We start from the raw sequence: 25,095 nt of genomic DNA, 5'->3' as shown, positions 1-25,095 counted from the left end.
GGGGCCGGTGCGCGGAGTACGGCGCCACGGCCCCACTACCCTGGCCCGGGTGAGGACATTGGCCCCGTTGGCGATGGACGTGCTACTCGTCGCCCTTTTCTGCGTGCTCGGCAGACGCAGCCACGACGAAGCGATGCTCGCCGGCTTGGTGCGTACCCTGTGGCCGTTCGGGACGGGACTGGCCATCGGGTGGCTGATCATCGCGCGCCGGTGGGCAACCTCGGGCAGCGCCACGCGACCCGCCGGCACCGCGCTGGTACCCACGGGCGTTGTGGTCTGGGCAACCACGCTGTCCGGCGGCATGCTGCTGCGAGTGCTCAGCGGTCAGGGCATCGCAGTGAGTTTCGTACTGGTCGCCGGCACTGTGCTGGCGGTGTTCTTGCTGGGCTGGCGCGCGGTCTTTCGCGCGGTGACCTCCGCACGGCAGAGTCGCCCGTAGTCCGCTGTCGCTATGGTTGCGATGTCGCCAGGGACTGCAGCATCCGGGCCGCCATCCGGGCCGTCGCATTCGTGCTGTCCACGTCATCGATGTGAACAGCGAACACCAGATCACCCATCGACCCGATGAGCCACCCGTCCGACCCTGCTTTCGCCGCATAGGCAACGACATCTCGGTACTGGCGCACTCGCGCCAACTCCGGCGCGTTCGTAGCATCACGCAGCACGCCACGCAGCCGATCGACAGCGCCCGAGGGCAACGGTTCGAGCCGAGCCTCGGTGGTGGCCGGACGACCGACCTCGATCATCGGCGAGGGTATCGTCCCCCGCACAATCGTGGCAGCGGCGATCGCCATACCAAAGGTGCTGGCCAATACGGCATCCGATCCACTGCCCTGGAACACCGGCTCGCTACGACCTGCCAGAGCCAACCGGCCGGTTGCCTCGTTCAGACCGGGGACCTGGAAGTCGATACCCACCCCTAGCGCAGGGGCCGCCTCGACCGCATCCTGCACCGAAACCTCGTGCGGGGCAATTCCTTTGTCCGCGGCGGCGACCACGCGAAACAGCTCCATGGCGCCGCCCACCGGATAGAGTCCGGTGAACGCCACCGGACCATGATCGCTGGCCTGATTGTTCTGCGCGACCGCGACCACCGCCCCACTCGACGGCTGAATCGCCACGATCGATGCCGGTGTGGCCACGCTGACCACGGCATCTTCGGCAGCGCGTTGCAAACGCTGGTCCATCGTGCCCGCAATGTCCGGCCCGGGCGGTCCCTGTTCACCGGCGAGTTGGGTCACCACTTCGCCGGTGTCGTCGAAAAGCTCGACACCCCAGCCGGAGTACTTCTGCTGACTGTCTCGGTGCACTTTGCGCAGTGCGTCCAATAGCGGCGACCAGACTCTGCGGTCGACAGAGATCAACCTCGGCTGTTTCTCCATGATCACACCGGGAATCGTCGCGATTCGTGGTTTCAAAATGGCGAAATCGCCGTCACGCAGATTCACCGCGACCACCGGCTTGCCGTGCGCGGTGGCGATCTGCCGCATCATCGACGGTCCCGTGATCAGTGGCGCGACCGGCTCGATGGCCTTGGCCAGTGCATTCGTCGACGCGACCGGGTCGGGCATGGTTGCCGGATCGAGTTTGACGACATTGATGGTCTGCTCGGTCATCAATGCCTCGCCGAGGATGTCGGTGACCCGCGGCGCCGGCGATGGCAAGGTGCGCACCAATCGGACGGTTCGATCATGCCGCAACTGCGGCATGACGACCTCGGGCTCCCAGGAGATCCGCCAACCGATCGCCAGCTTGCGCACGGTGCCGCGCACGCTATAGGTCCAGTTCTTGTCCTCGCCGAAGTTCCAGTTCGCATCCATGTTGAAGATCGCCGAGTGCGCGTCCAAACCGATGAACTGGGTCTTGCGGTAGTCGACGGTGCCGGGTCGAAGCCCGGCAAACATTTGCTCTAATGTTGCTGTAGCTGCGGTGGGGTAGGAGGTCAACTCCGCGGCGCCAGCGTAATTGTGATCGTCCAGCAGATCCGCGAAGCGCTCGACGACGGCTTCTGCTTCGCTCCGCTTCTCCTGCATCCCGCACGACCCAAGCGCGATCGCGAGCAATACCACCCCCAACAGTGCTATCACACCGCGAACGCGCAGGCGGCGGGATCCCCACACATCCATATCGCCCACTCTTCACTCTTGTCACTCCAGCAACAAGAACACGGTACCGGAAAAGATCAGACCGCGATGGCACCGTAGCGCGGACGTTATCCATGCTCAGCAACCGATTGCGCCCTGAGACAACCCACCTCGAGGCATGTTTCGTCATCATTCGACAGTCACGGGTGGCACAACGACGCCACTACCGAGGCAATCTGCGAAGTTGCAAGGTGAATCACCATATCCGACATCTCGGACACGACGAACGGTATCCATCGATGTCACCGGTACGTTCGCGCACAGCGAAATCGACCGCACGATTTGCGGCGTAATCTTGTAATTATCGACAGCATCGGAGCTCTATAGGTGGGTGATCACTCATGACGAGTAAGCATCGCGGTTTCGGTCGACCGGGCGGTTGGCAACAAGCCGATCTGCCCGACGCTGCCGACGCACCCGACTGGTTCGCCGGAAGATTGCCACAGGAGTGGTTCACCGGTACCCCGATCGTCGAAGTGGACCGGGACGAAATCGTCGTCATCGGTGAACTGCCGATATCCCAGCTGGAACAGTCCACGTCCGAGGGGAGCGACACACCGACCGAGGAGGTGCCACGCGCCACCAAGGAAGGCGCGGTCGCACGGTTTCGTGAATCCACCCGACCGAGTCGGATGCGAATTGCCACCGAAGCGCAGCACCGCTACCGGCGAAACGTCGCGTGGGGGGTCTCGGTCGACGGCGAGCGAATCATGTTCACTCACCTGGCTGTTCCGATCATGACTCGGCTACGTCAGCCGGAACGCAAGGTCCTCGATACCTTGGTCGACGCGGGCGTTGCCCGCTCGCGCGCCGATGCATTGGCCTGGACGGTGAAGCTGGCAGGCAAGCACGCGGAATCGTGGTTGGAGGAATTGCGCGACGCCATGCGCAAGGTCGACGACCTGCGCTCGGAAGGACCGCGTGGCCTCTGATCGCGTGGGGCGAGTCTAAGGTTGCCCCATGGCCGAGACCCCTGGCCCCACATCGGGCCCGATGACCCACAGCCCGGCATCGGGCCGGACGACCCACAGCCCGGCAGCGGGCCCGATTCTCGTTCTCAACGGTCCAAACCTCAATATGCTCGGCACCCGGCAGCCGGAGGTATACGGCGCGGCAACCCTGGACGACGTAGTGGAACTGTGCACACGGACCGCGGCGACGTTCGGTCACGAGGTCGTCACCTTCCAGTCCAACTACGAAGGCGCACTGATCGAGCGCATCCATCGAGCGCGCGGCGCAGAGTCGGGCATCGTGATCAATCCCGGCGGCCTCACCCACACCTCGGTGGCGCTGCGTGACGCGTTGGTGATTCCCGAACTCCCGATCGTCGAAGTACACATCAGCAATGTGCACGCCCGCGAACAGTTCCGGCACCATTCCTATATTTCGCCGATCGCGACCGCAGTGATCGCGGGGATGGGCATCCATGGCTACGCTGCGGCGATCGAATTTCTCTCCCGTTCGCGCCGACTCGATCGGCCATCCACGAGCAACCGCGGCTGATCACCGGGTCGGGGCGCCGAGCCATTCGATCGCGATCCGCCCGGCGACACGGTCGAGCAACGCCGCCGCCGATGCCATCGACCGGCGCGGGTCGGGTTCTATCTCGGCGAGCGAATAGCAACCGGCGAACCCCGCGGCCGCGATCTCACCGGGCTCCAGCAGTGCGCGACCTGCGACGGCGATTACCGGGACGTGTGCGGCGCGCGCGACCGCACACACGCCGAACGGCGCTTTGCCGTGCAGGCTTTGGCGATCCAACGAGCCCTCACCTGTGACCACGAGAGTCGTGGTTGCGAGCAATGCACGAAACTCGAGCAAGTCGAGCACGACCTCGATGCCACTGCGCATGTGCGCGCCCAGAACGGCGAGCGCACCGAAACCGGTACCTCCCGCGGCGCCTGCACCCGGCCGGTCGACGAATTCGGGGCCGACGACACCGGCCCAGGTAGCAAGCGCCGATTCGAGAATGCCGAGATCCGCCGGGCCGGCGCCCTTCTGCGGCGCGTAGACCGCAACGGCCCCGCGTGGCCCGAGCAGCGGGTTGTCGACATCGCAGGCCACGGTGAACGTCGTGGCGGCCACCTTGGGATGCAGTCCCGAGCGGTCCAATCGCGTTGCGCGCGCCAAGGCCGCCCCGCCGGCGGGCACAGGCGCGCCCTCGGCGGTCAGGATGCGGGCGCCGAGCGCCTCGAGCATGCCCGCGCCACCATCGGTGGAGGCGCTGCCACCCACACCGAGCACGATGTGCGTGGCGCCGTGGTCCATCGCGTGCGCCACGACGACGCCGAGACCGAACGTGCTCGACGTCAACGGTTCGAGTCGCCCGCCGGGCAGCGCGGCCGATCCCACCACTGCAGCCAATTCCACCACCGCGGTCGCCGCATGCCGGGCGTAGGACGTATGGCGCGGCAGACCGGTCGGCCCCGGGGCGGTCATATCGACGCGCGTCCACCCCGCAGCCACCAAGGCGTCGACCGTGCCGTCACCACCATCGGCGACCGGCACCTGCCGCACGAGGACACCTGGCGCACTGCGGGAAAACCCCGCAGCCAATGCCGACGCCGCCTGTGCCGCGGTGAGCGATCCCTTGAACTTGTCGGGGGCGAGCAACACTCGGGCCGGCGACACGCGCGTCATGTCCTCATTGTCCGACGGGACGGGCACCTGCGCATTCCCGCGGCTGCCGTATTTCTCGGATTCCGGCCGACAGAGTAGCGTCGAGCCATGTCGACCGAGGTCAGTAACAACACTGCACTGGAACGCTTCGAGATCTACGTCGACGGCGCAATCGTCGGCTATGCCGAGTATCAGGACACGGCGTCGGAACGTGCTTTCGTGCACACCGAAATCAACCCGCAGTACCAAGGCCAGGGGTACGGGGCGTTGTTGGTCGAGACCGCACTGAACAGCACCCGCGACGACAAGCTCGGCGCACTACCCATGTGTCCCATGGTCAACCACTTCATCGAGACGCGCCCCGAGTACCTTTCGATGGTGCCGCACTGGGCTCGCGATCGGCTACACCTGCCACAGTGACTCGTCGGTCCGCGCTGGCCGGGCCGACTCCGGGTGGCGCGACGCGCGCACAGAAGTAGGCCACGAGGCACGCATTATCACCGAACAGCTGAGATGATGGCGGAGTGGCACGCTCAGAAGACCCGGACGATCGGCAGACTCGCGGCGGGCATGGCGAACGCAGACGGCGCGGCGACCAAGCGGTCCGCGCCGGCACATTGTTGGTCTCGGCCACGGAGTTGGTCGAGCCGACGTTCCGGCGCACCGTCGTCTACATCATCGAGCACAACGAGGCGGGCAGCCTCGGGGTGGTACTCAACCGCCCGAGCGATACCGCCGTACACGAAGTCCTGCCCCAGTGGACGGATGCGGTCGCAGCGCCCCGGACACTGTTCGTCGGTGGTCCGGTGAAGCGAGACGCCGCGCTGTGCCTGGGTACCGTTCGCGTCGGAGTGCGCATCGACAGCGCTGCCGGGCTCCGACGCATCGACGGACGGATCGTGTTGGTCGACCTCGACGCCGATCCGGAGCAGATCGGTTCCGTGGTGGAAGGCATCCGGATATTCGCCGGTTACGCGGGCTGGACCTTCGGCCAACTGGAAGGCGAACTCGACAACGACGATTGGATCGTGTTGTCGGCATTGCCGTCCGATCCGATCAGCACCGGGCGTGCCGACCTCTGGGCGGACGTCCTGCGCCGTCAACCGCTACCCCTCTCGCTGCTCGCCACCCATCCGATTGAACTCGAACGCAATTGAGACCGTGTATTCCTCGGCAGACCGAAAGAGAACGACAGACCGAAGGAGAACACGGCATGAGAACCCCCCGGTGAATCGGCCCGAGCATGGGTGACAGGTCAGCTGCGCCCGCACATAGTCCCCGCACCACCAGCGGAGAGGTATGCACCTGTGCGCCGAGGACGAGGCAACGACGGCCGATCCACGGATCCGTCCACTTTGATGCAGGCCATCTATCACGAACATGCCATGGCGTTGTGGCGATACACCCTCGGCCTGGTCCGGGATCCGGGACGGGCCGAGGACATCGTGCAGGAAACCCTGCTGCGAGCATGGCAACGGCCGAAGGTCTTGGATCAGTCCACGGCCTCGGCGCGCGCATGGTTGTTCACCGTGGCGCGCAATATCGCCGTGGATGAGTACCGTAGCGCCCGCAGCCGGCGCGAAATCCGCACCGACAGCCCACCGGAACAACCCTTCCCCGACCAATCCGACCGCGCCTTGGACGGCTGGTTGGTCGCGGATGCGCTCGGCAAGCTCAGCACGGACCATCGCGAAGTCATCGTGCGCGCCTATTACCGCGGCCTGTCCACGCACCAGATCGCCGAAGAACTCGACATTCCGGCGGGAACGGTGAAATCCCGGATGCACTACGGCATGCGCGCCCTGCGACTCGCACTACAGGAGATGGGGGTGACGAACACATGACGGACATCGCCGATGACTACGCCATGTGGGATGCGTCGTATGTGCTCGGCTCCCTGAGCCGCGACGAGCGGCAAGAGTACGAGGGCCATCTCGCGGTTTGCGCCGATTGCCGAACCTCGGTGGCCGAACTCGCAGGACTGCCCGGCCTGATGGCGATGGTGGATACCGAGACCGCGCTGTCGATGATCGAACCGCCCCCCGAGGTGGCCGAGAGCGTCCCCGAACCGGCTGCGCCGGCGCCACAGACGTCGTCACCGCGGATGCTGCCGCGACTTGTCGCTGCCACCGAGCGCCGCCGCCGACGGTCGAGATGGGTGTCGGTGGGCGCAGCCGTTGCCGCGGCCGCAGCGGCCGTGGCCATCGCGGTGCCGATCGCTGTGACGGTGTCCGATACGACCGAGTCGGACGGCGTTTCCCAACAGGTCTTCGCCGAGCGACGAATGGATCCGCTGTCGCCGACCCCGGTGACCGCGAGCTTCAAACTCATTCCCGACGGCAACATGACGCGAGTGGTGATGTCGTGCAGCTACGGACCGAGCGAGCAAAAGTACAACTGGAATTTCGCCCTGTATGTCACGCACGCCGACGGCCGCCAACAGCAGCTGGCACAGTGGCCGGCCGGTCCCGGCACCGAGCTGACCTTCGATCGAACCGTCGACGACACGCCCGACCAGATCCGCTCGGTCGAGATTCGGACCGTCAAGACCGGCGCAGTGGTGCTGATGGGCAGGGTCTGATCAAGCGCTCGTCCGAGGCAACCCGATGGTCGGACGCAACCCGATGGATCCGAGTAGCCAAATATTGAACCATTCGACGGCCGCACCCGTATCACTCGTGTAGACAGCTCATCCAGCGCGAAGGAGTGCCTATGCCGACTCGGGTCGTGGACTATCTGGTGCACGCCGTCGCGGCGCTCGGCGTGCGCCACGTCTTCGGTGTGGACGGCGCCAATATCGAGGACCTGTACGACGCGATCTTCGATGCGCCCGACGACGTCACCGGCGTGATCGCCAAGCACGAGTTCTCCGCGGCCACCATGGCCGACGGATACGCGCGCACCACCGGCGGGTGCGGGGTGGTCGCGTCCACCTCCGGAGGCGGCGCGATGAATCTCGTAGCCGGGTTGGCCGAATCGTTCGCCTCGCGGGTTCCCGTGCTCGCGCTGGTCGGGCAACCTCCGACCGCTTCGGAAGGCAATGGCGCCTTCCAGGACACCAGCGGACGCGCGGGCGCGATCGACGCGGTGGATCTGTTCGGCGCGGTCAGCACCTACTGCGCCCGCGTGCGTACCGCCCGCGACCTACCCGATCAGCTGACCAGGGCAGTGGCCGCCGCTCGGCGCGGCGGCCCTGCGGTACTGCTGCTACCCAAAGACGTCCAACAAGCCGAACTGGCCGATGCCGCACCATTTCGCCCGCCACCCCGAACACATCGACTCGACCGCAGCGGCATCGCGCGCGTACGCGCGGTACTGGACACCGCTCGAGAGGCCGGAAAGGTCGTGATCATCGCCGGTGACCAGGTCGCGCGCGACGATGCACGCGACGCACTGGCCCGCACGGCCGCGTCACTGGACGCCGTCGTGGGGGTCGCACCCGATGCGAAGGACGTCTACGACAATGCCGATCCCAGGTTCTGTGGGGTGGCCGGCACCATGGGCCATCCCGACCTGGGAACGGCCATCCGGTCTGCGACCCTGTGCCTGCTGGTGGGCACCCGACTGCCGGTTCCCGCGCGAGCCGGCCTGGAAACGGCACTCGCCGAGCGGACGGTGGTGAGCATCGGAGCCGCACCACCGTACCTGCAGGCGATCCACGCGACCAGCACCGACCTGTCGCGCACCCTGGCCGACCTCACCAACGGCGTACCCGGCGGCGAAGCGGAATCCGAACGCCTCGACGCGCCGGCACCGCTGACACCGTTGCCTGTGCCGCGCAACCGCGGCCAGGGCCTGCGCTACCGGGATCTGGTCGAGACGATCGGCGCTTCGCTACCCGAGGGCACTGCCGTCTTCGCGGACGCGGGCAATACCGGGGCAGCCGTAGTGCATCACCTGCGGGTTCCGCGCGACGGACGGTTCGTGGTCGCGCTCGGGATGGGCGGGATGGGATACGCATTCGGCGCCGGAATCGGCGCATCGTTCGCGCGGAACGCACGCGCGAACGATGCGCGGCGCACAGTGGTCATCGGGGGAGACGGCGCGTTCTACATGCACGGCATGGAAGTACACACCGCAATCGAGTACCGATTGCCGGTCACCTTTGTCGTGCCGAACAACAATGCGCATGCGATGTGCGTCACCAGGGAACAGCTGTATTATCGAAACCGCTACAGCTTCAACAGATTTCGCCCTACCCACCTCGGCGCGGGTATGGCGGCGATGTTCCCCGACCTGCCCACGTTCTCGGTACAGACCGTCGAAGAACTGGCTGCGGCGCTGCGCCAGTGTTGGGAAACCGATGGGCCGGCTTTCGTTTCGATCGAATGCGACCCCGACGAGATCCCACCGTTCCTACCATTTCTCACCGCTGTCGAACAATCCAGCGGCCCGTGACCCGCGGCAACCCAGCCGACGCTGGCGCCTGCCGAAAGGAGCACCCATGACGACCAGTTCCCTGCCCGCACTGCGCGACATCCCGCCGGATGCGGTACCCGACGTAGTGCGGATCGAGAACTCCGACAAGGACGCGACCACACCGATCATCATGGACATGCTGCGATCGGTGTATCCCCACGACCAGATCTACGGCGAGTATTGCCCGGTACAGGGCTACATCGCCGCGCCACCGCGGGAAGTGTACGAATACCTCGCCGATGCCAGGTCACTCGAGGAATGGACCTACAGCCTGCGCGGGTTCGAGCCCTCCGACGAACCCGGATTGTGGGTTGCCTACGATCGGCTGGGCTCCGAGACCAAGATCTTCACCCGCACCGTCGCCAATCCGGATGCGATGACGGTCGACTACCACTGCGCGTGGGACCAGAGCCGACACCTGTGGATGATCTATTTGTTGCGAGTGGTCGACGCGCAGGTGGTCTTCGACAAGCCGGGTTCGGTCGTCTTGTGGGTCAACTGTAAGCACCCTTTCTACGACGAGAACCCGTATCCGCAGACCGCGCCCGCGGATCGACCGGTATGGGTCGGCGATTTCTGGGAGATGTTCTCGGCGGGTCACCAACTGGAGATGAACAATCTCACCGCGATCTGCGAATACCGGGCCGCACACGGCCTGCCCATCAAGCCCGACTGGATGAGGTGACCAGACTATGACGCCCACGGTCAGCTTGGTCGACGTGGCCAGCTATTTGCCTGGTGAACCGGTCGGCACCGAGTACTTCACCCAGTTCTCTCGCTCGGACCGTATGGCGAAGAACGTCATGTTCCGCTCACCGAAAAGCCGACACCATGTCAGTCGCGACGAGAGCGCGGTGGACATGATCGAGCAGGCCACTGTGCCGCTGCGGGAGCGCCACGGTGATGACGCGATCGCCGATGTCGATGTGCTGCTCACCCACACCCAACTACCGGACAACCCGGTGCTCGGGTGTGGCCCCGAGGTGGCGCGACGACTCGGTATCCGTCCCTCGTTCGTGTACGACATACACAATGGCGGGTGTGCGGCATTCGTGCACATGATGGCGATGGCCCGGATGATCTTGCAGTCCACCTCGGCCCGCACCGCCTTGATCGCGGTCTCGCAGAACTGCGCGGGACCGGTGTTCACGCAAACCGAGATCCGCAAGCTGGCGCAGGCGCCGGTGCCCGGAGACGGCTGCGGAGTCGGACTGCTCCGCAAGGACGACAGCGCGCCCGTTCTCGACGTCGAATTCCGCACCTACCCCGAATTCGCAGGAGACATGGAGTTTTCCACCAATGGCGAGCGCCGGTACTGGGAACCCGGCGAGGGACAGAGCTGTGTGAGCTTCACCGAATCCAAGGTCACCAAGGTGCTCGCGCGGGGCAACCGCCTGGTTCCCGAGGTGGCGCTCGCGGTCTGCGACCGAATCGGGGTCAAGGGCAGCGAAGTCGACGCCTTCGTCACCAACCAACCGAATCGGCTGTTTCTGCGCAACTGGCGCGATGCTCTGCAGCTGTCACCCCAGCGGCACCCGGATACCTTCGACTCCTGCGGAAACCTTTTCGCCGCCGCCATTCCGGTGACCTTGGACGTGGAGAACCGGGCAGGCCGACTGCCCAATGGGTCGTTGGTGTTGATGGCCGCATTCGCGCACGCGGGCGATTTCGCGGCAGCAGCCGCGGTGCGCTGGGGAGCGGCACGATGAGCGTGCGCTTCGCCGAGAACACGCGACCGTCCCGGCGCCAACATTCCACGCGGGTGCCGACGAGATTCGACCTGAGCCTGAGCGAGAATCCGTTCCCACCGCTACCTTCGGTGCGATACGCGATCCAGCAGGCGGCGGCGCAGGCGAACCGATACCCCGAGTTCGTGCCCCGCCGATTGCCGACCTTGATCGCCCAACGGCTGGGAGTACGCGCAGATCAGGTGGTAGTCGGCGCTGGCGCCACCGGTGTGGCGATGCAGATCCTACAGACGCTGGCCACGCCCGGGAGCAGGATGGTTCATGGCACACCGACATTCGACGGCTATCCGATCATCGCCGAGATGACGGGGGTGCACACCGTACCGGTGCCGTTGGACTCCCACGGCGATCACGACTTGCCGGCAATGTTGCGAGCCATCGACACTCGAACGGCGTTGGTCGTGGTGTGCCGTCCGCACAACCCGACCGGCACGGTGATTCCAGCGCACGAGCTGATTGCGTTTCTGTCCGAGGTGCCTGCCCGGGTGCCGGTGATTCTCGACGAGGCCTACGTCGAATTCCTGGGCGCCGCGGACTGCTTCGACCTGCGGCCGCTGATCGCACGGCATGCAAATCTGCTCGTGCTTCGGACCTTTTCGAAGGCGTACGGGTTGGCCGGGCTGCGCATCGGATACGCCCTGGGTAGGAGCGAGTTGATCGCACGAGTCCACCGACTGCAACTTCCGTTCGGGGTGAGTACGGCCGCAGTGGCCGCAGTGGCCGCTTCCTACGCCGCCGAATCGGAACTCATCACACGAACCCGCCGCATCACCGAGCAGCGCGACGTGGTCCGCGCGGAACTACGGGCACGCGGGATCGCGGTACCGGAAAGCCAGGCCAACTTCTTGTACCTGCCCGGCCCGGGCGTCACCACGGCGCTGCGTCGCGCCGGAATCGCCGGGAAGTCCTACGCCGACGGCAGCGCCCGTGTCGCGGTGGGCGACCCGGCCGCCGACCGCGCTGTCCTCCGGGCCCTCACTCCCGCCCCACGTCCGCCATCGCACAGCGGCTGAGGTGCCCGCCACCGACGGGGGGACCGCCGGGCTCGATCGATCAGGTGGCGGGCTGGCAGACGGTGCGCAGTGAACACGCACCACACGACTGGCCACAGCCGGTGTCCTCGGTAGGCCCGGCGACGGCGGCAGCGACCTGGGCTGCCGCGTTGGCGCCGGCGCCGAGGGCGAACAGCGCAACGACCGCGGCGGCTGTGGCGAGCACCACCGCAGCGACACCGCCGGCAGCCATGACGACCAAACCGCCGGCGAACAGCAGCGCGCCGGCCCCGATCGAGGTGGGGGCGGCGACCCGGTTGGCGACGCGGAACGCCTCGTCGTTCGACAACGCGGCTTCGGTGTGGACCCCGAAGAAACGATTGCGTGGCAACCGGCCGGCCAACCCGAGTGCGCCGGTGACGACAGCGACGAGTGCCAGCACCAACAAGACGGAAGCGACGACGACCATCCTCGCAGGCTAACGCATCCACACCGAGGAATCGGCTCCGGGCGATGCGGCGATCGCCACACCGGTCGGCGATGGGCTTCACCGATGGACACGGCCGATGGACACGGCCGAAGGGCCCGACAGCCCGATTTTCGGTCCCGCCGACCGGACGCTCTACCCTGTTAGACGAAGTTTGTCAGGGATCGGCGATCAACCGCGGCGACCATACGATAAGGCAGGACCGTGCAGGACACACGTGCAACCGACAGCGATGTACCAGAGCATCGGTACAACGCGGAGCTTGCCGGACGCATCGAACGCCGGTGGCAGCGGACGTGGAACGAGCGCGGCACATTCCATGCGCCGAACCCGGTGGGCGCACTGGCCGGCCCGACCCCGGCGGACAAGCTGTTCGTGCAGGACATGTTCCCTTACCCGTCGGGCGCCGGTCTGCACGTGGGACATCCGCTCGGCTATATCGCCACCGACGTCTTCGCCCGCTACCACCGCATGCACGGCCGCAACGTACTGCACGCGCTGGGCTATGACGCCTTCGGACTGCCCGCAGAGCAGTACGCGGTGCAGACCGGCGCGCATCCGCGCGACACCACCGAGTCGAATATCGCCACCATGCAGCGCCAGCTGGATCGGCTCGGGCTCGGGCACGACCGACGCCGCTCGTTCGCGACCACGGACCCAGAGTACTACCGCTGGACCCAGTGGATCTTCCTGCGCATTTACAACGCCTGGTACGACCACGACTCCGATCGCGCCCGCCCGATCACCGAGTTGCGTGATCAGTTCGCCTCCGGTGCACGCCCGATTCCGGACGGGCGGGAGTGGGGCGCCCTGAGCGCAGCCGAACGCGGCGCACTGTTGGACTCGTATCGCCTGGTCTACCAAACGGATTCGGTGGTCAACTGGTGTCCCGGCTTGGGAACCGTGCTGTCGAACGAAGAGGTCACCGCCGAAGGCCGCAGCGAACGTGGCAACTTCCCGGTGTTCCGTAAACGTCTGCGGCAGTGGATGATGCGCATCACCGCCTACGCCGACCGACTGGTCGACGATCTGGACCGCCTGGATTGGCCGGAGAACGTGAAGGCCATGCAGCGCAACTGGATCGGTCGCTCTCGCGGCGCGCAGGTGCGGTTCGATGCCGACGGCGAACAGATCGAGGTCTTCACCACTCGACCCGACACACTGTTCGGCGCGACCTACCTCGTCTTGGCGCCCGAGCACGAATCGGTCGATGCGTTGACCGCTGCGGCATGGCCGGAGAATGTCGACCCGCGCTGGACCAATGGCCCGACCGCCTCGCCCTCGGACGCCGTTGCGGCCTACCGCGCGGCAATCGCGGCCAAGTCGGATCTGGAACGTCAAGAGAACAAGGAGAAGACCGGCGTCTTCCTCGGCAGCTATGCCGTGAACCCGGTCGACGGCACACCGGTGCCGATCTTCATCGCCGACTACGTCCTCAGCGGCTACGGCACCGGCGCGATCATGGCGGTGCCGGGGCACGATCAGCGCGACTGGGATTTCGCGACCGCGCTGGGTCTGCCGATCAAAGAGGTCATCTCCGGTGGTGATGTCGGCGTCGCGGCCTACTCCGGCGCTGGCGAACTGGTGAATTCCGACTATCTGAACGGGCTGTCGGTGCAGGAAGCCACCGCGCGGGTGATCGCTCGACTGGAATCCGACGGCCACGGCGCCGGCACTGTGCAGTACAAGCTGCGCGACTGGCTGTTCGCTCGCCAACGTTACTGGGGCGAGCCGTTCCCGATCGTCTACGACGCCCAGGGAGCACCGCACGCGCTGCCGGAATCCATGCTGCCGGTGCAGCTTCCGGACCTCGACGATTTCGCGCCGGTGACCTTTGATCCCAACGACGCCGACTCCGAGCCGTCGCCGCCATTGGCCAAGGCCACCGATTGGGTGCGAGTCGAACTGGATCTCGGCGACGGACCCGCGACCTACTGGCGCGACACGAATGTCATGCCGAACTGGGCGGGTAGTTCCTGGTACCAGCTGCGCTACACCGACCCGAGGAACAGCGAAGCCTTCTGCGCTGCGGAGAACGAGGCCTACTGGCTGGGTCCACGCACCGAGGTCGGTGGCCCGAACGATCCCGGCGGCGTGGACCTGTACGTCGGTGGCGTCGAGCATGCGGTACTGCATCTGCTCTATGCACGATTCTGGCAGAAAGTGCTGTTCGACCTGGGTGAGGTCAGCGGGTCCGAACCGTATCGACGCCTGTTCAACCAGGGCTACATCCAGGCGCACGCCTACACCGACGATCGCGGTGCCTATGTGCCCGCGGCCGATGTCGTGGAGCGCGGCGGCCGGTTCTTCTGGCCGACGGGCGCCGGGGACGAGATCGAGGTCTTCCAGGAGTACGGCAAGATCGGAAAGTCGCTGAAGAACGCCATCTCGCCCGACGAGATGTGTGATCTCTACGGCGCGGACACCTTCCGCTTCTACGAAATGGCCATGGGTCCGTTGGACACGTCGCGACCGTGGGCGACCAAGGACGTCATCGGCGCCCACCGGTTCCTGCAACGGGTGTGGCGCTTGGTGGTGAACGAGGAGACCGGCCAGTTGCGGGTCGCCGATGCCGCGGCGACCGATGAGACCGTGCGCCTGCTGCACAAGACGATTGCAGCGGTGGACGAGGATTTCGCCGCCTTGCGTGACAACACGGCGGGCGCCAAGCTGATCACACTGACCAACCACCTGACCAAGACCTACCCGGACGGCGCTCCCCGGTCGGTGGTGGAACCGCTGGTACTGATGCTGGCACCGCTGGCGCCGCACATCACCGAAGAACTGTGGAACCGCCTCGGCCACACCACATCCTTGGCACACGGTCCATTCCCGGTCGCCGATCCCGAGCTGCTGACCGACGAACTCGTGGAGTATCCCGTGCAGGTGAACGGCAAGGTGCGCAGTCGAATCCAGGTCACCACGAATGCCGACAACGCGACGATCGAAGCGGCCGCATTGGCCGACGAGAAGGTCGCCACGCTGTTGGACGGAGCCATACCGCGCAAGCTGATCGTGGTGCCCGGACGCCTGGTGAACATCGTCGCCTGAGTCCCGGTCGGCGCGGCGAATGCCGCTGCGCCGGCGGGTGCGTCACACCGACGCGGACGGTCGCAGCACGATCTCGGTGGGATGCCCGTCACGCGGGGTGTCGATGGCGACGCGCACAGCGCGCGCCACCGTCTGCGGGGCGAGGAACTGTTCGGCGTGGTACTCGCGACCTTCGCTGGCGACGATCGCGCGTTGCATATCGGTATCGATGCGCCCCGGATGAATCGATGTCACCCGCAGCCGGGGTTCTTCGAGCCGGAGCGCATCGCCGAAGGCGCGCAACCCGAACTTGCTCGCGGCATACGCCGCCCAGCCCGCGCTCGCACGCAGGCCGGCACCCGAATTGATCAACACGACATGGCCGGCGCCGGCCCGCAGGGCGGGAAGCAACAGTCTGGTCAGTTCGGCCACCGCGAACACATTGGCTTCCATGATCTTTCGCCATTGCTCGACCGCTGTATCCGCAATCGCGCCGATGTCGGCGATACCGGCGTTGTGCACCAGCACGTCGAGCCGTTGGATCGACTCGGCCGCCGCGGCGACGGCCGGATAGTCGGTCAGCTCGACCGGCCACCCCTGGGCAGTCGGAAGCTCGGCCAGGATGCCGCGTAGCGACTGCGGCGATCGGGCCCCGAGCAGCAGATCATGGCTGGGTGCGAGCTCACGAGCGATGGCTGCGCCGAGTCCACGGCTGGCGCCGGTGATCAACGCGGTCGGTTTCGAAGACGCGCCTGAAGTCATGGGCCCACGGTAACGGTGCCCTGACACGCATACCTGAGCGGACATATCACCCGGGGCATCGCAGAATATGAACATGGCACATCCGGGCTTCGCCCCCACTCAGCTCGCCGCCCGCGCTGCTTACCTGCTGCGTGGCAACGACCTGGGCACAATGACCAGCGCCGCGCCGCGCCTGTATCCACACATGTGGAGCTGGGACGCGGCCTTCGTCGCGGTGGGGCTGGCCCCGCTCAGCGTGGAACGGGCGGTGATCGAGCTGGACACGCTGCTGTCGGCGCAGTGGAACAACGGCATGATCCCCCACATCGTGTTCGCCAACGGTGTGGACGGATACTTTCCCGGTCCGGCCCGCTGGGAGTGTCGCAGGCTGGCTGCCAATGCGCCCGAGGGTCCGGACACCTCCGGGATCACCCAACCGCCGGTCCACGCCATCGCTGTGCAGCGCATCCTGGACCACTCACGCCGGCAAGGCCGTACCACCAGGTCGGTGGCCGAGGAATTCCTCGATCGGCGCTGGCCGGATCTCGTGCGCTGGCACCGTTGGCTGGCATCCGCGCGCGACCCCAAGCAGACCGGCCGAATCACGCTCTATCACGGCTGGGAGTCCGGAATGGACAACTCCCCGCGCTGGGATCGCGCCTACGAGCACGTGGTCCCTGGGGATCTGCCTCCCTACCGCCGCGAGGACGTGCTCGTCGTCGACCCGACGCAACGCCCCAGCGACCGCGACTACGACCGCTATCTGTGGCTGGTCGAGCAAATGCGCCGCGCCAACTACGACGACTACCAACTCGCCTCGACCATGAGCTTCGCCGTCGAGGATGTGTTCGTCACCGGAATTTTCGCGCTGGCCTGCGAAGTCTTGGCCAATATCGGCGAAGAGTACAAGCAACCGCACGCCGACGTGCGCGACCTGTACGCGTGGGCCGATCGTTTCCGCGCCGGGGTCGTCGCGACCACCGACGCGCGCACCGGTGCGGCCCGCGATTTCGACGTCCGGCTGCAACGGTGGATCGATACCGAGACGCTGGCGATGTTCGCGCCGCTGCTGTGCGGCGGACTGCCCCGCGATGCCGAGCGCAATCTCTTGCGCTTGTTCGACGGCCCCCGGTTCTGTGGACATCCGGATCTGCGCTACGCGCTGCCGCCGTCGACCTCGCCCGTGTCGAAGGACTTCAGGCCGCGCGAATACTGGCGTGGACCGGTGTGGCCGGTGATGAGCTGGCTGTTCTCCTGGATTTTCGCCCGGCGCGGCTGGGCGGAACGTTCGCTCGCATTGCGCGCCGAGGGTTTGCGCCAAGCCAGTGACGGCAGTTTCGCCGAATACTACGAGCCGTTCACCGGAGAACCACTGGGTAGTATGCAGCAATCGTGGACGGCCGCGTCCGTATTGGATTGGTTAGGATGACACGCCTCCAGCAACCAATCCGTTAGTAATACTGGTCACAATCGGATCAAAAAGCTATCGTCGGTCGGCATGGCTATGTGGAGATCGACCATCCGCCGCGGTGTAGCGCTCTCGGTGATCCCCCTGTCCGGCGCGCTGATCGCTGCCCTGCCCGCAACCGCCGCGCCCAGCGGCCCCGATGTCTCGTCTTGGCAACACACCGATAGCCGTTTGATCGACTGGTTCGCCGTCAAACGCGCAGGTTACGACTTCGCCATGGTCAAGGCGACCGAAGGACTCAGCTACATCAACCCCTACTTCATACCCGACAGCGTGTTGATGCGCGCCGCGGGCCTGGCACGGGGGACCTATCACTACGCCCGGCCCGATCTTCCGCCCGAACCCCAGGCAGCGTTGTACGCGGCCGTGGTGCTCGGGCAGAACGGGCCGCTCGACCTGCCTCCCGTGCTCGACCTCGAGACCACCGGCGGACTGGGTCCCGACGCCCTGATCGACTGGACCCGCCGCTATCTGACCACGGTCAGAGCCCTCACCGGCCGGGTGCCGATCATCTATACCTACCCCGCCTTCTGGCGCAGCGCGATGGCCGACACAACCGAGTTCTCCGACCATCCGCTGTGGATTGCCGACTACCGCGACAACCCGCACCCCGAAGTGCCGGGGGGCTGGGCCGCGTGGACGTTCTGGCAAACCACCGACAGTGGTCGTATCCCCGGCATCGCAGGACCCACCGACCTCAATGTGTACAGCGGCGCCCAGGGTGATTTCGCCGCGTTCGCGAACATGACCTCACGCAGGAGCAGCGCCGGCCACGGACGATGAGCCGTCGTCGGGCCAGACGCTGTCACACCCCGATTCGGCCGCCGCCCTGCTTCCACACGGCGACCACCGAGGGACGCGGCTGCGCGGCGCCTCCGTCGGGCCAATTCGACAACGGGTTGTCCGCAGTTGCGTCGTCGGACTCACCGGGGTGCTGCACGCACACCATGACCCGCGATTCGGTGATCACCGGGCCACAGGTCTCCCCGCCGCGTGGGACCGTGAGGAACTGCTTGGTCTGGCCGCGGTTCGGCCCGTCGAGCACCACGGAGAACAACCCGTCGTTCGATTTCAGGGCGTTGCCGTCGGTGGAGACCCACAGGTTTCCGTGTGCGTCGAAGGCGAGGTTGTCCGGGCAGGAGATCGGGCTGACCGCCGACTTGTCGAATCCGGCGTAGTAGGTGTCCGCGGCGGCGGGATCGCCACAGACCAACAGCAGCGACCAGGTGAACGTGGTCCCGGTGTGATCGTCGTCGATCTCCAGGATCTGGCCGTTCTTGTTGAGGTCACGCGGGTTCGCCTCATCGGCGCCCGGCTTCCCCTCGGCGCCGCGCTTGCTGTTGTTGGTCAGCGCGACATACACCTTGCCGGTGTGCGGGTTGGCCTCGAAGTCTTCTGGACGGTCCATCTTGGTGGCGCCGACCTTGTCTGCCGCCAACCGGGTGAAGACCGCGACCTCCTCGGCGCTCATACCCTCGACCAGCGACCTGCCCACACCGTCGGCGCCGGTTTCCAGCAACGGAATCCATCGGCCCGTACCGGTGAAGCCTTCCTCCGACGGCCGAGCGCCGGTGCCGTCGATCTTGACCGGGTGATCACCGGTGAGTTGTGCGACATACAGTGTGCCCGCATCCAAGATGGTCAGGTTGTGCCGCATGCTCGCCGCGCCCGCGCCGGGCTGAATCTTGCGCGAGGACACGAATTTGTACATGTAGTCGAATCTTTCGTCGTCACCGGTGTAGGAGACGACGTTGCCGTTTCGCGTGACGTAGACACTGGCGCCTTCGTGCTTGAGCCGGCCCATCGCGGTGTGCTTGATCGGCGTCGAGTTCGGATCCCAGGGATCGACCTCGACGACATAGCCGAATCGGTTGGCCTCGTTGGGCTCTTGCGCCAGATCGAAGCGCTTGTCGGCACGCTCCCATTTGTTGGAGGTCGTGCCTTTGGTCAAGCCATAGCGCTTCAGCCGGGCCACAGCGGCTGGATCGGTCACGGTGTCTCCGTTGGCGAAATAGGCGTTGAAGTTCTCCTCACCGGACAACACCGTGCCCCATGGTGTGGCGCCACCCGCGCAATTAGCGAACGTGCCCAGTACTGCGGTACCGGTCGGGTCGGCCGAAGTCTTCAGGAAATCGCTGCCGGCCGCCGGACCGGTCAAGGTGAATTCGGTGGTAGCGGTGATCCTGCGGTTGTACTTGCCGAACGCGGGAACCAGCTTGCCCGAACCGGATTCCCCGACAACCTCGACCACGGTCAATCCATGTGCTGCCAGGGTGATCGCGAGTTGTTCGTCGGTTGGTGCGTCCTCGTCGTAGTCGCGAAACATATTCGGACCGGTGGTGTATTCGTGGTTGACCACGAGCAGGTAACCGTTGGGCTTGCCTTCGATCGGCAACAACGCGGCGAAGTCGTTGTTGTAGCCGAACTGGAGCTGTTGCGCAGCGGCGGTTTGCCGGTCGAAGTCGAAGGGCGGGGCGTCCGGGAACAGCGGGTCACCCCAGCGGATCACGACGGCTTGGTCGTAGCCCTCCGGGATCACCACGGCATCGTGCGTGTTCGGCGCGACGGCGGTGAAATCGGTACCCGCGGGGGCCGGGCCTGCGGGCGACGTCGATGCGGGGGCGGCCGATTCGCCGCCGTCGCCGCAGGCCGCCAACACCGTCCCCGCGCCGACCGCCAAGACGGTGGCCGCCCCGCCTTTGAGCAGTCCACGCCGGTTGAGCGAGCTGACGATATCCCCGAAGTAGGCGTTGGACGAGGTGTTGGGCGCCTCGTGAAAGCACGCTTGCGCGCACTTGTAGGCACACGTGATATTCGCGCGCGACGACCGACCGTCGTGCGTCACGAAAAGGGAGAGTGGTTGCAAACTCACGGTGACTCCTGGGTTGGGCTGACGGCCGCACGGTAGAGCATTCGAACCATCCAGAAGAGACGACTGTGTGAACAGCCAACCAACAGGCGCGGTTCCCAGGCTTCGAACGAGGTGCCCGAAGGACGCGGCCACGACCGTCGGGTTGTCGTCGGGCGGGCGCCGGCACACACGGTCGATCCCCTCGACCACGCGCGTCGAGGGGATCGAGATCCGGTGTTCGGGGGCTAGGGCTCCCGCGAAGGACCGACCACCGACGACATGGTGGTCGTCGACTGGGTGGTCGCCGACACGGTGGCCACCGACTCAGTGGTCGTCGTAGTGATCGTCATGGGCCGCGTGACGGTGGCCGTTGTGCACATAGTCGAGATGGTCGCCGTGTGGGACGGCTTCATGGCCGCACTCGGGGCCGTGGCGGTGCGGGTGATCGGCGCACTCGGTGTGCCCAGCCGGCTCGCATTCGTCGTAGTGCCCCTCGTGTTCGCGGTGCAGGTGACCGTCGTGCACGTAGTCGAGATGGTCGCCGTGCCGAATGGCGCGGTGCCCACAGTCCGGGCCGTGCGCATGGTCGTGACCCGTGTGCTGCTGATGCGCTGCGGTCATGGAGCTCCCTCCTTCCTACGGTGATCAGCAAGAGTGTGATCGATCACATATTAGCATTCATGCATCAATATCGAGTGTGCATGCCCGAGCGGGGCCGACCACGCAGTGAGAATCGGCGACATCGTGCGTTCGGTGCGGCGCGCAACCCAGTAGGATCTGTCCGCCCCTTGTTCGGATCGTCCGGCTCGTTCCCGCCGGGATGGGATGTTAGTTCGTCATGGCCACTGTGACCTTCGACCACGCGACACGACGCTACCCCGGCGCCGGCACGCCCGCGGTGGATCGGTTGAACCTACGGATCGACGATGGCGAGTTCCTCGTTCTGGTCGGACCGTCCGGCTGCGGGAAATCGACCTCGCTGCGCATGCTCGCCGGGTTGGAGGAAGTCAGCGAGGGTCGCATTCTGATCGGCGACAACGACGTGACGCACGCCGAGCCCAAAGAGCGCGACATCGCGATGGTCTTCCAGAACTACGCGCTCTACCCGCACATGACCGTCGCGCAGAACATGGGCTTCGCCCTCAAACTGGCGAAGGTCGCCAAGGACGAGCAACGCAAGCGGGTCCTGGAGGCGGCCAAGCTGCTCGATCTGGAACCGTACCTGGACCGCAAACCGAAGGCGCTGTCGGGCGGGCAACGCCAACGAGTCGCCATGGGACGCGCGATCGTGCGGCAACCCCAGGTGTTCCTGATGGACGAACCCCTGTCCAACTTGGATGCGAAATTGCGGGTTCAGACTCGCACCCAGATCGCGCAGCTGCAACGCAGGCTCGGCACCACCACGGTGTACGTCACGCACGACCAGGTCGAGGCGATGACCATGGGCGATCGGGTCGCCGTTCTGAAGGACGGTTTGCTGCAGCAATGCGCCGCGCCGCGTGAGTTGTACCGCGACCCGGCGAACCTGTTCGTCGCGGGCTTCATGGGCTCACCTGCCATGAACCTGTTCACACTCCCGGTCGCCGAGGGTGCGGTAACGCTGGGCGGCCATGCGATCCGACTGCCGCGATCGGTCGCCGACGCGGCGGGAACCACCGTGACGATGGGCATTCGTCCCGAGCATTTCGACCTGAACAACGGCTCCGGAGTCGAGATGGAGGTCGACGTGGTGGAAGAACTGGGCTCGGATGCCTACATCTACGGCCGGGCCGTCACCGAGGGCAACGACGCCGAGCCCACAATCGTGGCACGCGCCGACTGGCGCAACCCGCCTGCAAAGGGCGTCCGTGTTCGACTCGGCGCCGACCCGGAACACGTGTACTTCTTCGGTGTAGACGGAGGTCGACTCCAGTGACACTCACCGACGGCGCGGCTACCGACTCGGTCGCTGCTGCCGCGCCACGACATACTCCTCGTTGAGCCGCACACCCAACTCCTCGAGATCGATTTCGTGACCGGATTCGCTGCGTACCTGCACTTGGACTGCAGCGCCGGTCACCGCGTCGACCAACTGCAGTGGAGGCGGACCCGGTTGCAGATAGGCGTCGCCCCACTGCATGAGGGCCAGGACGGCGGGCAGCAGGTCACGCCCCATCGGGGTCAGCACGTATTCGTGCCGGGTGCGCTTGCCTTCGTCTCGATAGGGCTGTTTCTCCAGCAAGCCGGCCCGAGTGAGCTTGCGCAACTGTGCAGCGGCGGCGGCATCGGTGATCTGCACCCGGCGCGCGAATCCGTCGAACCGCCGGGTTCCGTAGTACGCCTCTCGCAGGATCAGCACCGCTGATCGGGTGCCGACGACCTCGAACGCCTTCGCTATCGAGCAGTCATCGGTCTGCCATGCGCTCAGGTCGGCCAACGGCCCTTCCATCACTGCTGCCATGACGAACATCATAGCCGGCCTTACTTGCACAAAGTATAGCCAGCCTGGCTATATAGTGTTATAGCCAGGCGAGCCTGCCTGGCTGGCAGTCCGGAAGGAAACACCATGAGAGACGCGGTGATCGTCGAAGCGGTACGCACTCCGATCGGCAAGGGCAAGCCGAACGGCGCACTGCACGATGTCAACGCAGTGGATCTGCTGGCCCACAGCCTGCGTGCGGTGGTGAACCGCAGCGGCATCGATCCCGTACTCATCGACGACGTGATCGGCGGCATCGTCACGCAGGTCGGCGAGCAGGGCTCGAATATGACCCGTCGCGCCGCGCTGGCCGCCGGGTTTCCCGAAACCGTGCCCGCCACCACGGTGGACCGGCAATGCGGCAGCAGCCAGCAAGCGATTCACTTCGCCGCGCAGGGCGTGATCGCCGGCGCCTACGACATCGTGATAGCGGCGGGCGTGGAGTCGATGGGACGGGTTCCCATGGGCGCCAACCTGATCGGCGCGGAAGATGTCACCGGTGCCGCGTTCACCGAGCGCTATCCCGACGAGATGGTGCCGCAGGGCATCAGCGCGGAATTGATCGCAGCGAAATGGGGACTGACCCGCACCCAGCTCGACGAATTCGCGCTGACGAGCCACGACAAGGCTGCTGCGGCCACCAAGAACGGGCAGTTCGCCGCGGAACTGGCGCCGATCAACGGTCTCGAAGGCGATGAGGGCATCCGAACCGGCAGCACACTGGAGACTCTTTCGACGCTGCGGCCCGCCTACTACGACCCTCAGATGGCCGCACGTTTTCCACAGATCGGCTGGGAAGTCACCGCGGCGAGCGCCAGTCAGATCAGCGACGGCAGTGCGGCGATGTTGATCATGACCAGCGAGCGCGCCACGCAACTCGGGCGTAAGCCGCTGGCCCGGCTCCACAGCTTCGCAGTGGCCGGCGACGACCCGCTGCTGATGCTGACCGCGGTGATCCCCGCGACCAAGAAGGTGCTGCAGCGGGCAGGGCTGCAGCTGTCGGATATCGACCTGATCGAGATCAACGAAGCGTTTTCACCGGTCGTACTGGCCTGGGCGCACGACACGAATGCGGATATGGACAAGGTCAATGTCAATGGCGGTGCCATCGCGCTCGGGCACCCACTCGGCGCCTCTGGCGCTCGCCTGATGACCACCCTGGTGCACTCGATGCAGGAGCGCGGCGCCCGCTACGGCCTGCAAACCATGTGTGAAGCGGGCGGCTTGTCCAACGCCACCGTGCTCGAGCGACTCTGATCGGTTGCGCGGCGCCCTTCAAGAGGTAGGCACCGCGCTCAGATCGAGGCGAGCACAATCGCGACCAAGAAGCCGACCACCCAGGATCCGACGACGAGCGGCACCGCCAGCAACGGAGTCCAGGCAATCGGCTGGCGAGTCCGCGCCTTGAACCCCATCCAGAACATCACCGCGAGCAGGGATGCAGCGATCCCCGTCCAGGCGAGAAGCTGCGCCCAGATCAGATATTCCTCGCCACGCCCGTCTCGGTCGTAGGTGACGCTCTCATAGAGCGAGACGAACGAGGCCGCGAACCACGCGAGCCCGAGGGCGATCACCGACCCCGACATCACCCGTAGGGGTTCGGCCGATCGCCGCCGCAGGTTCCGAATCACCACTCCAGCATGACCGCACCGTAGTCTCGGGGCATTCGCCCGAGTTCACGACACGGTATCGACTCGACCTACTCGTCGAGCTTCGTCCACTCTCGGCCGAATGCGGCACTTCGGTCCGATCTCCAGGATTCTCGACCGCGTGTTCGGAGCTATGACTTTCCGAATTCGGCACTGTGCCGGAATTGCAGGCTCAGCAGGCCTCGGGCGGGCGACCCATGCACCCGCGCAGGAAATCAACGAGCAGGTCCGCGCTGGCGGTACTGAACAGAGCATCGGCACTACCAGTGCCACTACTCCCACTCCCGGACTCTTGAATCTGCGTCGCCGGGGCAGCTGGTTCCAGGGACAACGGAGCTGCTACAGCCGTTCCACTGGCTACAGCGGCGCCCATTGTGAGCGCAGCAAAGCCGGCGGACACGATACGAAGAGTACGCATACGATCACCTCATCTGAAAATAACTCTGGTCAGATTTGACGAAGTCATTAGAACAACTCCGAACTCGTTTG

24 protein-coding genes are annotated in these 25,095 nt (G+C 65.7%); 16 read left to right on the top strand and 8 right to left on the bottom strand.

What is annotated here, in order from left to right; all coding sequences use genetic code 11:
- Positions 1-73: 73 nt before the first annotated feature.
- Positions 74-439, top strand: coding sequence for a DUF3054 domain-containing protein (locus K940_RS0115900; RefSeq protein ID WP_036528819.1), 366 nt, complete (start codon positions 74-76; stop codon positions 437-439).
- A 10-nt stretch (positions 440-449) separates the two neighbouring features.
- Here the strand turns inward: K940_RS0115900 and K940_RS0115895 are convergent, their stop codons facing one another.
- Positions 450-2,126: an NTF2-like N-terminal transpeptidase domain-containing protein gene (locus K940_RS0115895; protein ID WP_051407246.1), complete on the bottom strand. Its 1,677-nt coding sequence runs from the start codon at positions 2,124-2,126 to the stop codon at positions 450-452.
- Positions 2,127-2,485: 359 nt separating this feature from the next.
- Here K940_RS0115895 and K940_RS0115890 point away from each other — a divergent pair, with 359 nt between their 5' ends.
- Positions 2,486-3,076 (top strand): hypothetical protein, encoded by a 591-nt coding sequence (locus K940_RS0115890; protein ID WP_028478356.1) that lies wholly within the window; start codon positions 2,486-2,488, stop codon positions 3,074-3,076.
- Positions 3,077-3,137: 61 nt separating this feature from the next.
- Entirely contained in the window at positions 3,138-3,647 is a 510-nt protein-coding gene (aroQ, locus tag K940_RS0115885; protein ID WP_051407245.1) for a type II 3-dehydroquinate dehydratase, read from the top strand.
- Here aroQ and K940_RS0115880 read toward each other — a convergent pair whose 3' ends face one another.
- Positions 3,648-4,784, bottom strand: coding sequence for a glycerate kinase (locus K940_RS0115880; protein ID WP_028478354.1), 1,137 nt, complete (start codon positions 4,782-4,784; stop codon positions 3,648-3,650). It lies immediately after the preceding gene.
- A gap of 87 nt (positions 4,785-4,871) precedes the next feature.
- Between K940_RS0115880 and K940_RS0115875 the strand changes: the two genes are divergently transcribed.
- The 8 genes from K940_RS0115875 (at position 4,872) to K940_RS0115840 (ending at position 11,943) form a co-directional block, all read left to right on the top strand.
- A complete protein-coding gene (locus K940_RS0115875) occupies positions 4,872-5,183 on the top strand; it encodes a GNAT family N-acetyltransferase (RefSeq protein WP_028478353.1) in 312 nt (103 codons plus the stop codon).
- Positions 5,184-5,287: 104 nt separating this feature from the next.
- Positions 5,288-5,920 carry a YqgE/AlgH family protein gene (locus tag K940_RS0115870; protein ID WP_028478352.1) on the top strand — a complete coding sequence of 211 codons (633 nt, stop codon included), beginning with the start codon at positions 5,288-5,290 and terminating at the stop codon, positions 5,918-5,920.
- A 150-nt stretch (positions 5,921-6,070) separates the two neighbouring features.
- Positions 6,071-6,607 (top strand): sigma-70 family RNA polymerase sigma factor, encoded by a 537-nt coding sequence (locus tag K940_RS0115865; protein ID WP_255342600.1) that lies wholly within the window; start codon positions 6,071-6,073, stop codon positions 6,605-6,607.
- Positions 6,604-7,344, top strand: a complete 741-nt coding sequence (locus K940_RS0115860; protein ID WP_028478350.1) for an anti-sigma factor — start codon at positions 6,604-6,606, stop codon at positions 7,342-7,344. The genes K940_RS0115865 and K940_RS0115860 overlap by 4 nt, the downstream gene beginning before the upstream one ends.
- Positions 7,345-7,475: 131 nt before the next feature.
- Complete coding sequence (locus K940_RS0115855) at positions 7,476-9,161, top strand: thiamine pyrophosphate-binding protein (RefSeq protein ID WP_028478349.1); 1,686 nt, start codon at positions 7,476-7,478, stop codon at positions 9,159-9,161.
- Positions 9,162-9,207: 46 nt separating this feature from the next.
- Entirely contained in the window at positions 9,208-9,867 is a 660-nt protein-coding gene (locus tag K940_RS0115850) for an SRPBCC family protein (RefSeq protein ID WP_028478348.1), read from the top strand.
- A 7-nt stretch (positions 9,868-9,874) separates the two neighbouring features.
- Positions 9,875-10,891, top strand: a complete 1,017-nt coding sequence (locus K940_RS0115845) for a 3-oxoacyl-ACP synthase III family protein (RefSeq protein WP_028478347.1) — start codon at positions 9,875-9,877, stop codon at positions 10,889-10,891.
- A complete protein-coding gene (locus tag K940_RS0115840; protein ID WP_081706404.1) occupies positions 10,888-11,943 on the top strand; it encodes an aminotransferase class I/II-fold pyridoxal phosphate-dependent enzyme in 1,056 nt (351 codons plus the stop codon). Before K940_RS0115845 ends, K940_RS0115840 begins: the two co-directional genes overlap by 4 nt.
- Positions 11,944-11,983: 40 nt before the next feature.
- Here the strand turns inward: K940_RS0115840 and K940_RS0115835 are convergent, their stop codons facing one another.
- Positions 11,984-12,391 (bottom strand): SdpI family protein, encoded by a 408-nt coding sequence (locus tag K940_RS0115835; protein WP_028478345.1) that lies wholly within the window; start codon positions 12,389-12,391, stop codon positions 11,984-11,986.
- Positions 12,392-12,613: 222 nt separating this feature from the next.
- Here K940_RS0115835 and leuS point away from each other — a divergent pair, with 222 nt between their 5' ends.
- The gene (leuS, locus tag K940_RS0115830) at positions 12,614-15,460 is read left to right on the top strand and encodes a leucine--tRNA ligase (protein WP_028478344.1); all 2,847 of its coding nucleotides are present in this window, start codon (positions 12,614-12,616) and stop codon (positions 15,458-15,460) included.
- A 42-nt stretch (positions 15,461-15,502) separates the two neighbouring features.
- Here leuS and K940_RS0115825 read toward each other — a convergent pair whose 3' ends face one another.
- Positions 15,503-16,201 (bottom strand): SDR family oxidoreductase, encoded by a 699-nt coding sequence (locus K940_RS0115825; protein ID WP_028478343.1) that lies wholly within the window; start codon positions 16,199-16,201, stop codon positions 15,503-15,505.
- A gap of 73 nt (positions 16,202-16,274) precedes the next feature.
- Between K940_RS0115825 and K940_RS0115820 the strand changes: the two genes are divergently transcribed.
- Both K940_RS0115820 and K940_RS0115815 read left to right on the top strand, forming a co-directional pair.
- Positions 16,275-17,609, top strand: coding sequence for a glycogen debranching protein (locus tag K940_RS0115820; protein ID WP_028478342.1), 1,335 nt, complete (start codon positions 16,275-16,277; stop codon positions 17,607-17,609).
- 69 nt (positions 17,610-17,678) lie between these two features.
- Entirely contained in the window at positions 17,679-18,431 is a 753-nt protein-coding gene (locus tag K940_RS0115815; protein ID WP_028478341.1) for a glycoside hydrolase family 25 protein, read from the top strand.
- Between the two features lie 22 nt (positions 18,432-18,453).
- On the opposite strand, the gene K940_RS0115810 is transcribed toward K940_RS0115815, so the two are convergent.
- Positions 18,454-20,520, bottom strand: coding sequence for a PhoX family phosphatase (locus K940_RS0115810; protein ID WP_028478340.1), 2,067 nt, complete (start codon positions 20,518-20,520; stop codon positions 18,454-18,456).
- Between the two features lie 303 nt (positions 20,521-20,823).
- On the bottom strand, positions 20,824-21,120 hold the full coding sequence (locus K940_RS31705; protein ID WP_081706403.1) for a hypothetical protein: 297 nt from the start codon (positions 21,118-21,120) through the stop codon (positions 20,824-20,826).
- Positions 21,121-21,337: 217 nt separating this feature from the next.
- Here K940_RS31705 and K940_RS0115800 point away from each other — a divergent pair, with 217 nt between their 5' ends.
- Positions 21,338-22,414, top strand: coding sequence for an ABC transporter ATP-binding protein (locus tag K940_RS0115800; RefSeq protein ID WP_028478338.1), 1,077 nt, complete (start codon positions 21,338-21,340; stop codon positions 22,412-22,414).
- Positions 22,415-22,432: 18 nt separating this feature from the next.
- Here K940_RS0115800 and K940_RS0115795 read toward each other — a convergent pair whose 3' ends face one another.
- Entirely contained in the window at positions 22,433-22,951 is a 519-nt protein-coding gene (locus K940_RS0115795) for a helix-turn-helix domain-containing protein (protein WP_028478337.1), read from the bottom strand.
- A gap of 93 nt (positions 22,952-23,044) precedes the next feature.
- Here K940_RS0115795 and K940_RS0115790 point away from each other — a divergent pair, with 93 nt between their 5' ends.
- Positions 23,045-24,214 (top strand): thiolase family protein, encoded by a 1,170-nt coding sequence (locus K940_RS0115790; RefSeq protein WP_028478336.1) that lies wholly within the window; start codon positions 23,045-23,047, stop codon positions 24,212-24,214.
- Between the two features lie 38 nt (positions 24,215-24,252).
- On the opposite strand, the gene K940_RS0115785 is transcribed toward K940_RS0115790, so the two are convergent.
- The gene (locus K940_RS0115785) at positions 24,253-24,588 is read right to left on the bottom strand and encodes a hypothetical protein (RefSeq protein WP_155980906.1); all 336 of its coding nucleotides are present in this window, start codon (positions 24,586-24,588) and stop codon (positions 24,253-24,255) included.
- Positions 24,589-25,095 lie beyond the last annotated feature (507 nt).

This window comes from Nocardia sp. CNY236 (assembly GCF_000482385.1).
GTDB lineage: Bacteria > Actinomycetota > Actinomycetes > Mycobacteriales > Mycobacteriaceae > Nocardia.
The sequence above is the reverse complement of the archived record's forward strand: the minus strand, read 5'-3'. Positions and strand labels throughout refer to the sequence as shown.

Bases quoted from the DNA above. Each gene is read 5' to 3' on its own strand.
- K940_RS0115900 (WP_036528819.1), top strand. From the start codon at position 74: ATGGACGTGCTACTCGTCGCCCTTTTCTGCGTGCTCGGCAGACGCAGC.
- K940_RS0115895 (WP_051407246.1), bottom strand. From the start codon at position 2,126: ATGGATGTGTGGGGATCCCGCCGCCTGCGCGTTCGCGGTGTGATAGCA.
- K940_RS0115890 (WP_028478356.1), top strand. From the start codon at position 2,486: ATGACGAGTAAGCATCGCGGTTTCGGTCGACCGGGCGGTTGGCAACAA.
- aroQ (WP_051407245.1), top strand. From the start codon at position 3,138: ATGACCCACAGCCCGGCATCGGGCCGGACGACCCACAGCCCGGCAGCG.
- K940_RS0115880 (WP_028478354.1), bottom strand. From the start codon at position 4,784: ATGACGCGCGTGTCGCCGGCCCGAGTGTTGCTCGCCCCCGACAAGTTC.
- K940_RS0115875 (WP_028478353.1), top strand. From the start codon at position 4,872: ATGTCGACCGAGGTCAGTAACAACACTGCACTGGAACGCTTCGAGATC.
- K940_RS0115860 (WP_028478350.1), top strand. From the start codon at position 6,604: ATGACGGACATCGCCGATGACTACGCCATGTGGGATGCGTCGTATGTG.
- K940_RS0115855 (WP_028478349.1), top strand. From the start codon at position 7,476: ATGCCGACTCGGGTCGTGGACTATCTGGTGCACGCCGTCGCGGCGCTC.
- K940_RS0115850 (WP_028478348.1), top strand. From the start codon at position 9,208: ATGACGACCAGTTCCCTGCCCGCACTGCGCGACATCCCGCCGGATGCG.
- K940_RS0115845 (WP_028478347.1), top strand. From the start codon at position 9,875: ATGACGCCCACGGTCAGCTTGGTCGACGTGGCCAGCTATTTGCCTGGT.
- K940_RS0115840 (WP_081706404.1), top strand. From the start codon at position 10,888: ATGAGCGTGCGCTTCGCCGAGAACACGCGACCGTCCCGGCGCCAACAT.
- K940_RS0115835 (WP_028478345.1), bottom strand. From the start codon at position 12,391: ATGGTCGTCGTCGCTTCCGTCTTGTTGGTGCTGGCACTCGTCGCTGTC.
- K940_RS0115825 (WP_028478343.1), bottom strand. From the start codon at position 16,201: ATGACTTCAGGCGCGTCTTCGAAACCGACCGCGTTGATCACCGGCGCC.
- K940_RS0115820 (WP_028478342.1), top strand. From the start codon at position 16,275: ATGGCACATCCGGGCTTCGCCCCCACTCAGCTCGCCGCCCGCGCTGCT.
- K940_RS0115815 (WP_028478341.1), top strand. From the start codon at position 17,679: ATGGCTATGTGGAGATCGACCATCCGCCGCGGTGTAGCGCTCTCGGTG.
- K940_RS31705 (WP_081706403.1), bottom strand. From the start codon at position 21,120: ATGACCGCAGCGCATCAGCAGCACACGGGTCACGACCATGCGCACGGC.
- K940_RS0115800 (WP_028478338.1), top strand. From the start codon at position 21,338: ATGGCCACTGTGACCTTCGACCACGCGACACGACGCTACCCCGGCGCC.
- K940_RS0115795 (WP_028478337.1), bottom strand. From the start codon at position 22,951: ATGATGTTCGTCATGGCAGCAGTGATGGAAGGGCCGTTGGCCGACCTG.
- K940_RS0115790 (WP_028478336.1), top strand. From the start codon at position 23,045: ATGAGAGACGCGGTGATCGTCGAAGCGGTACGCACTCCGATCGGCAAG.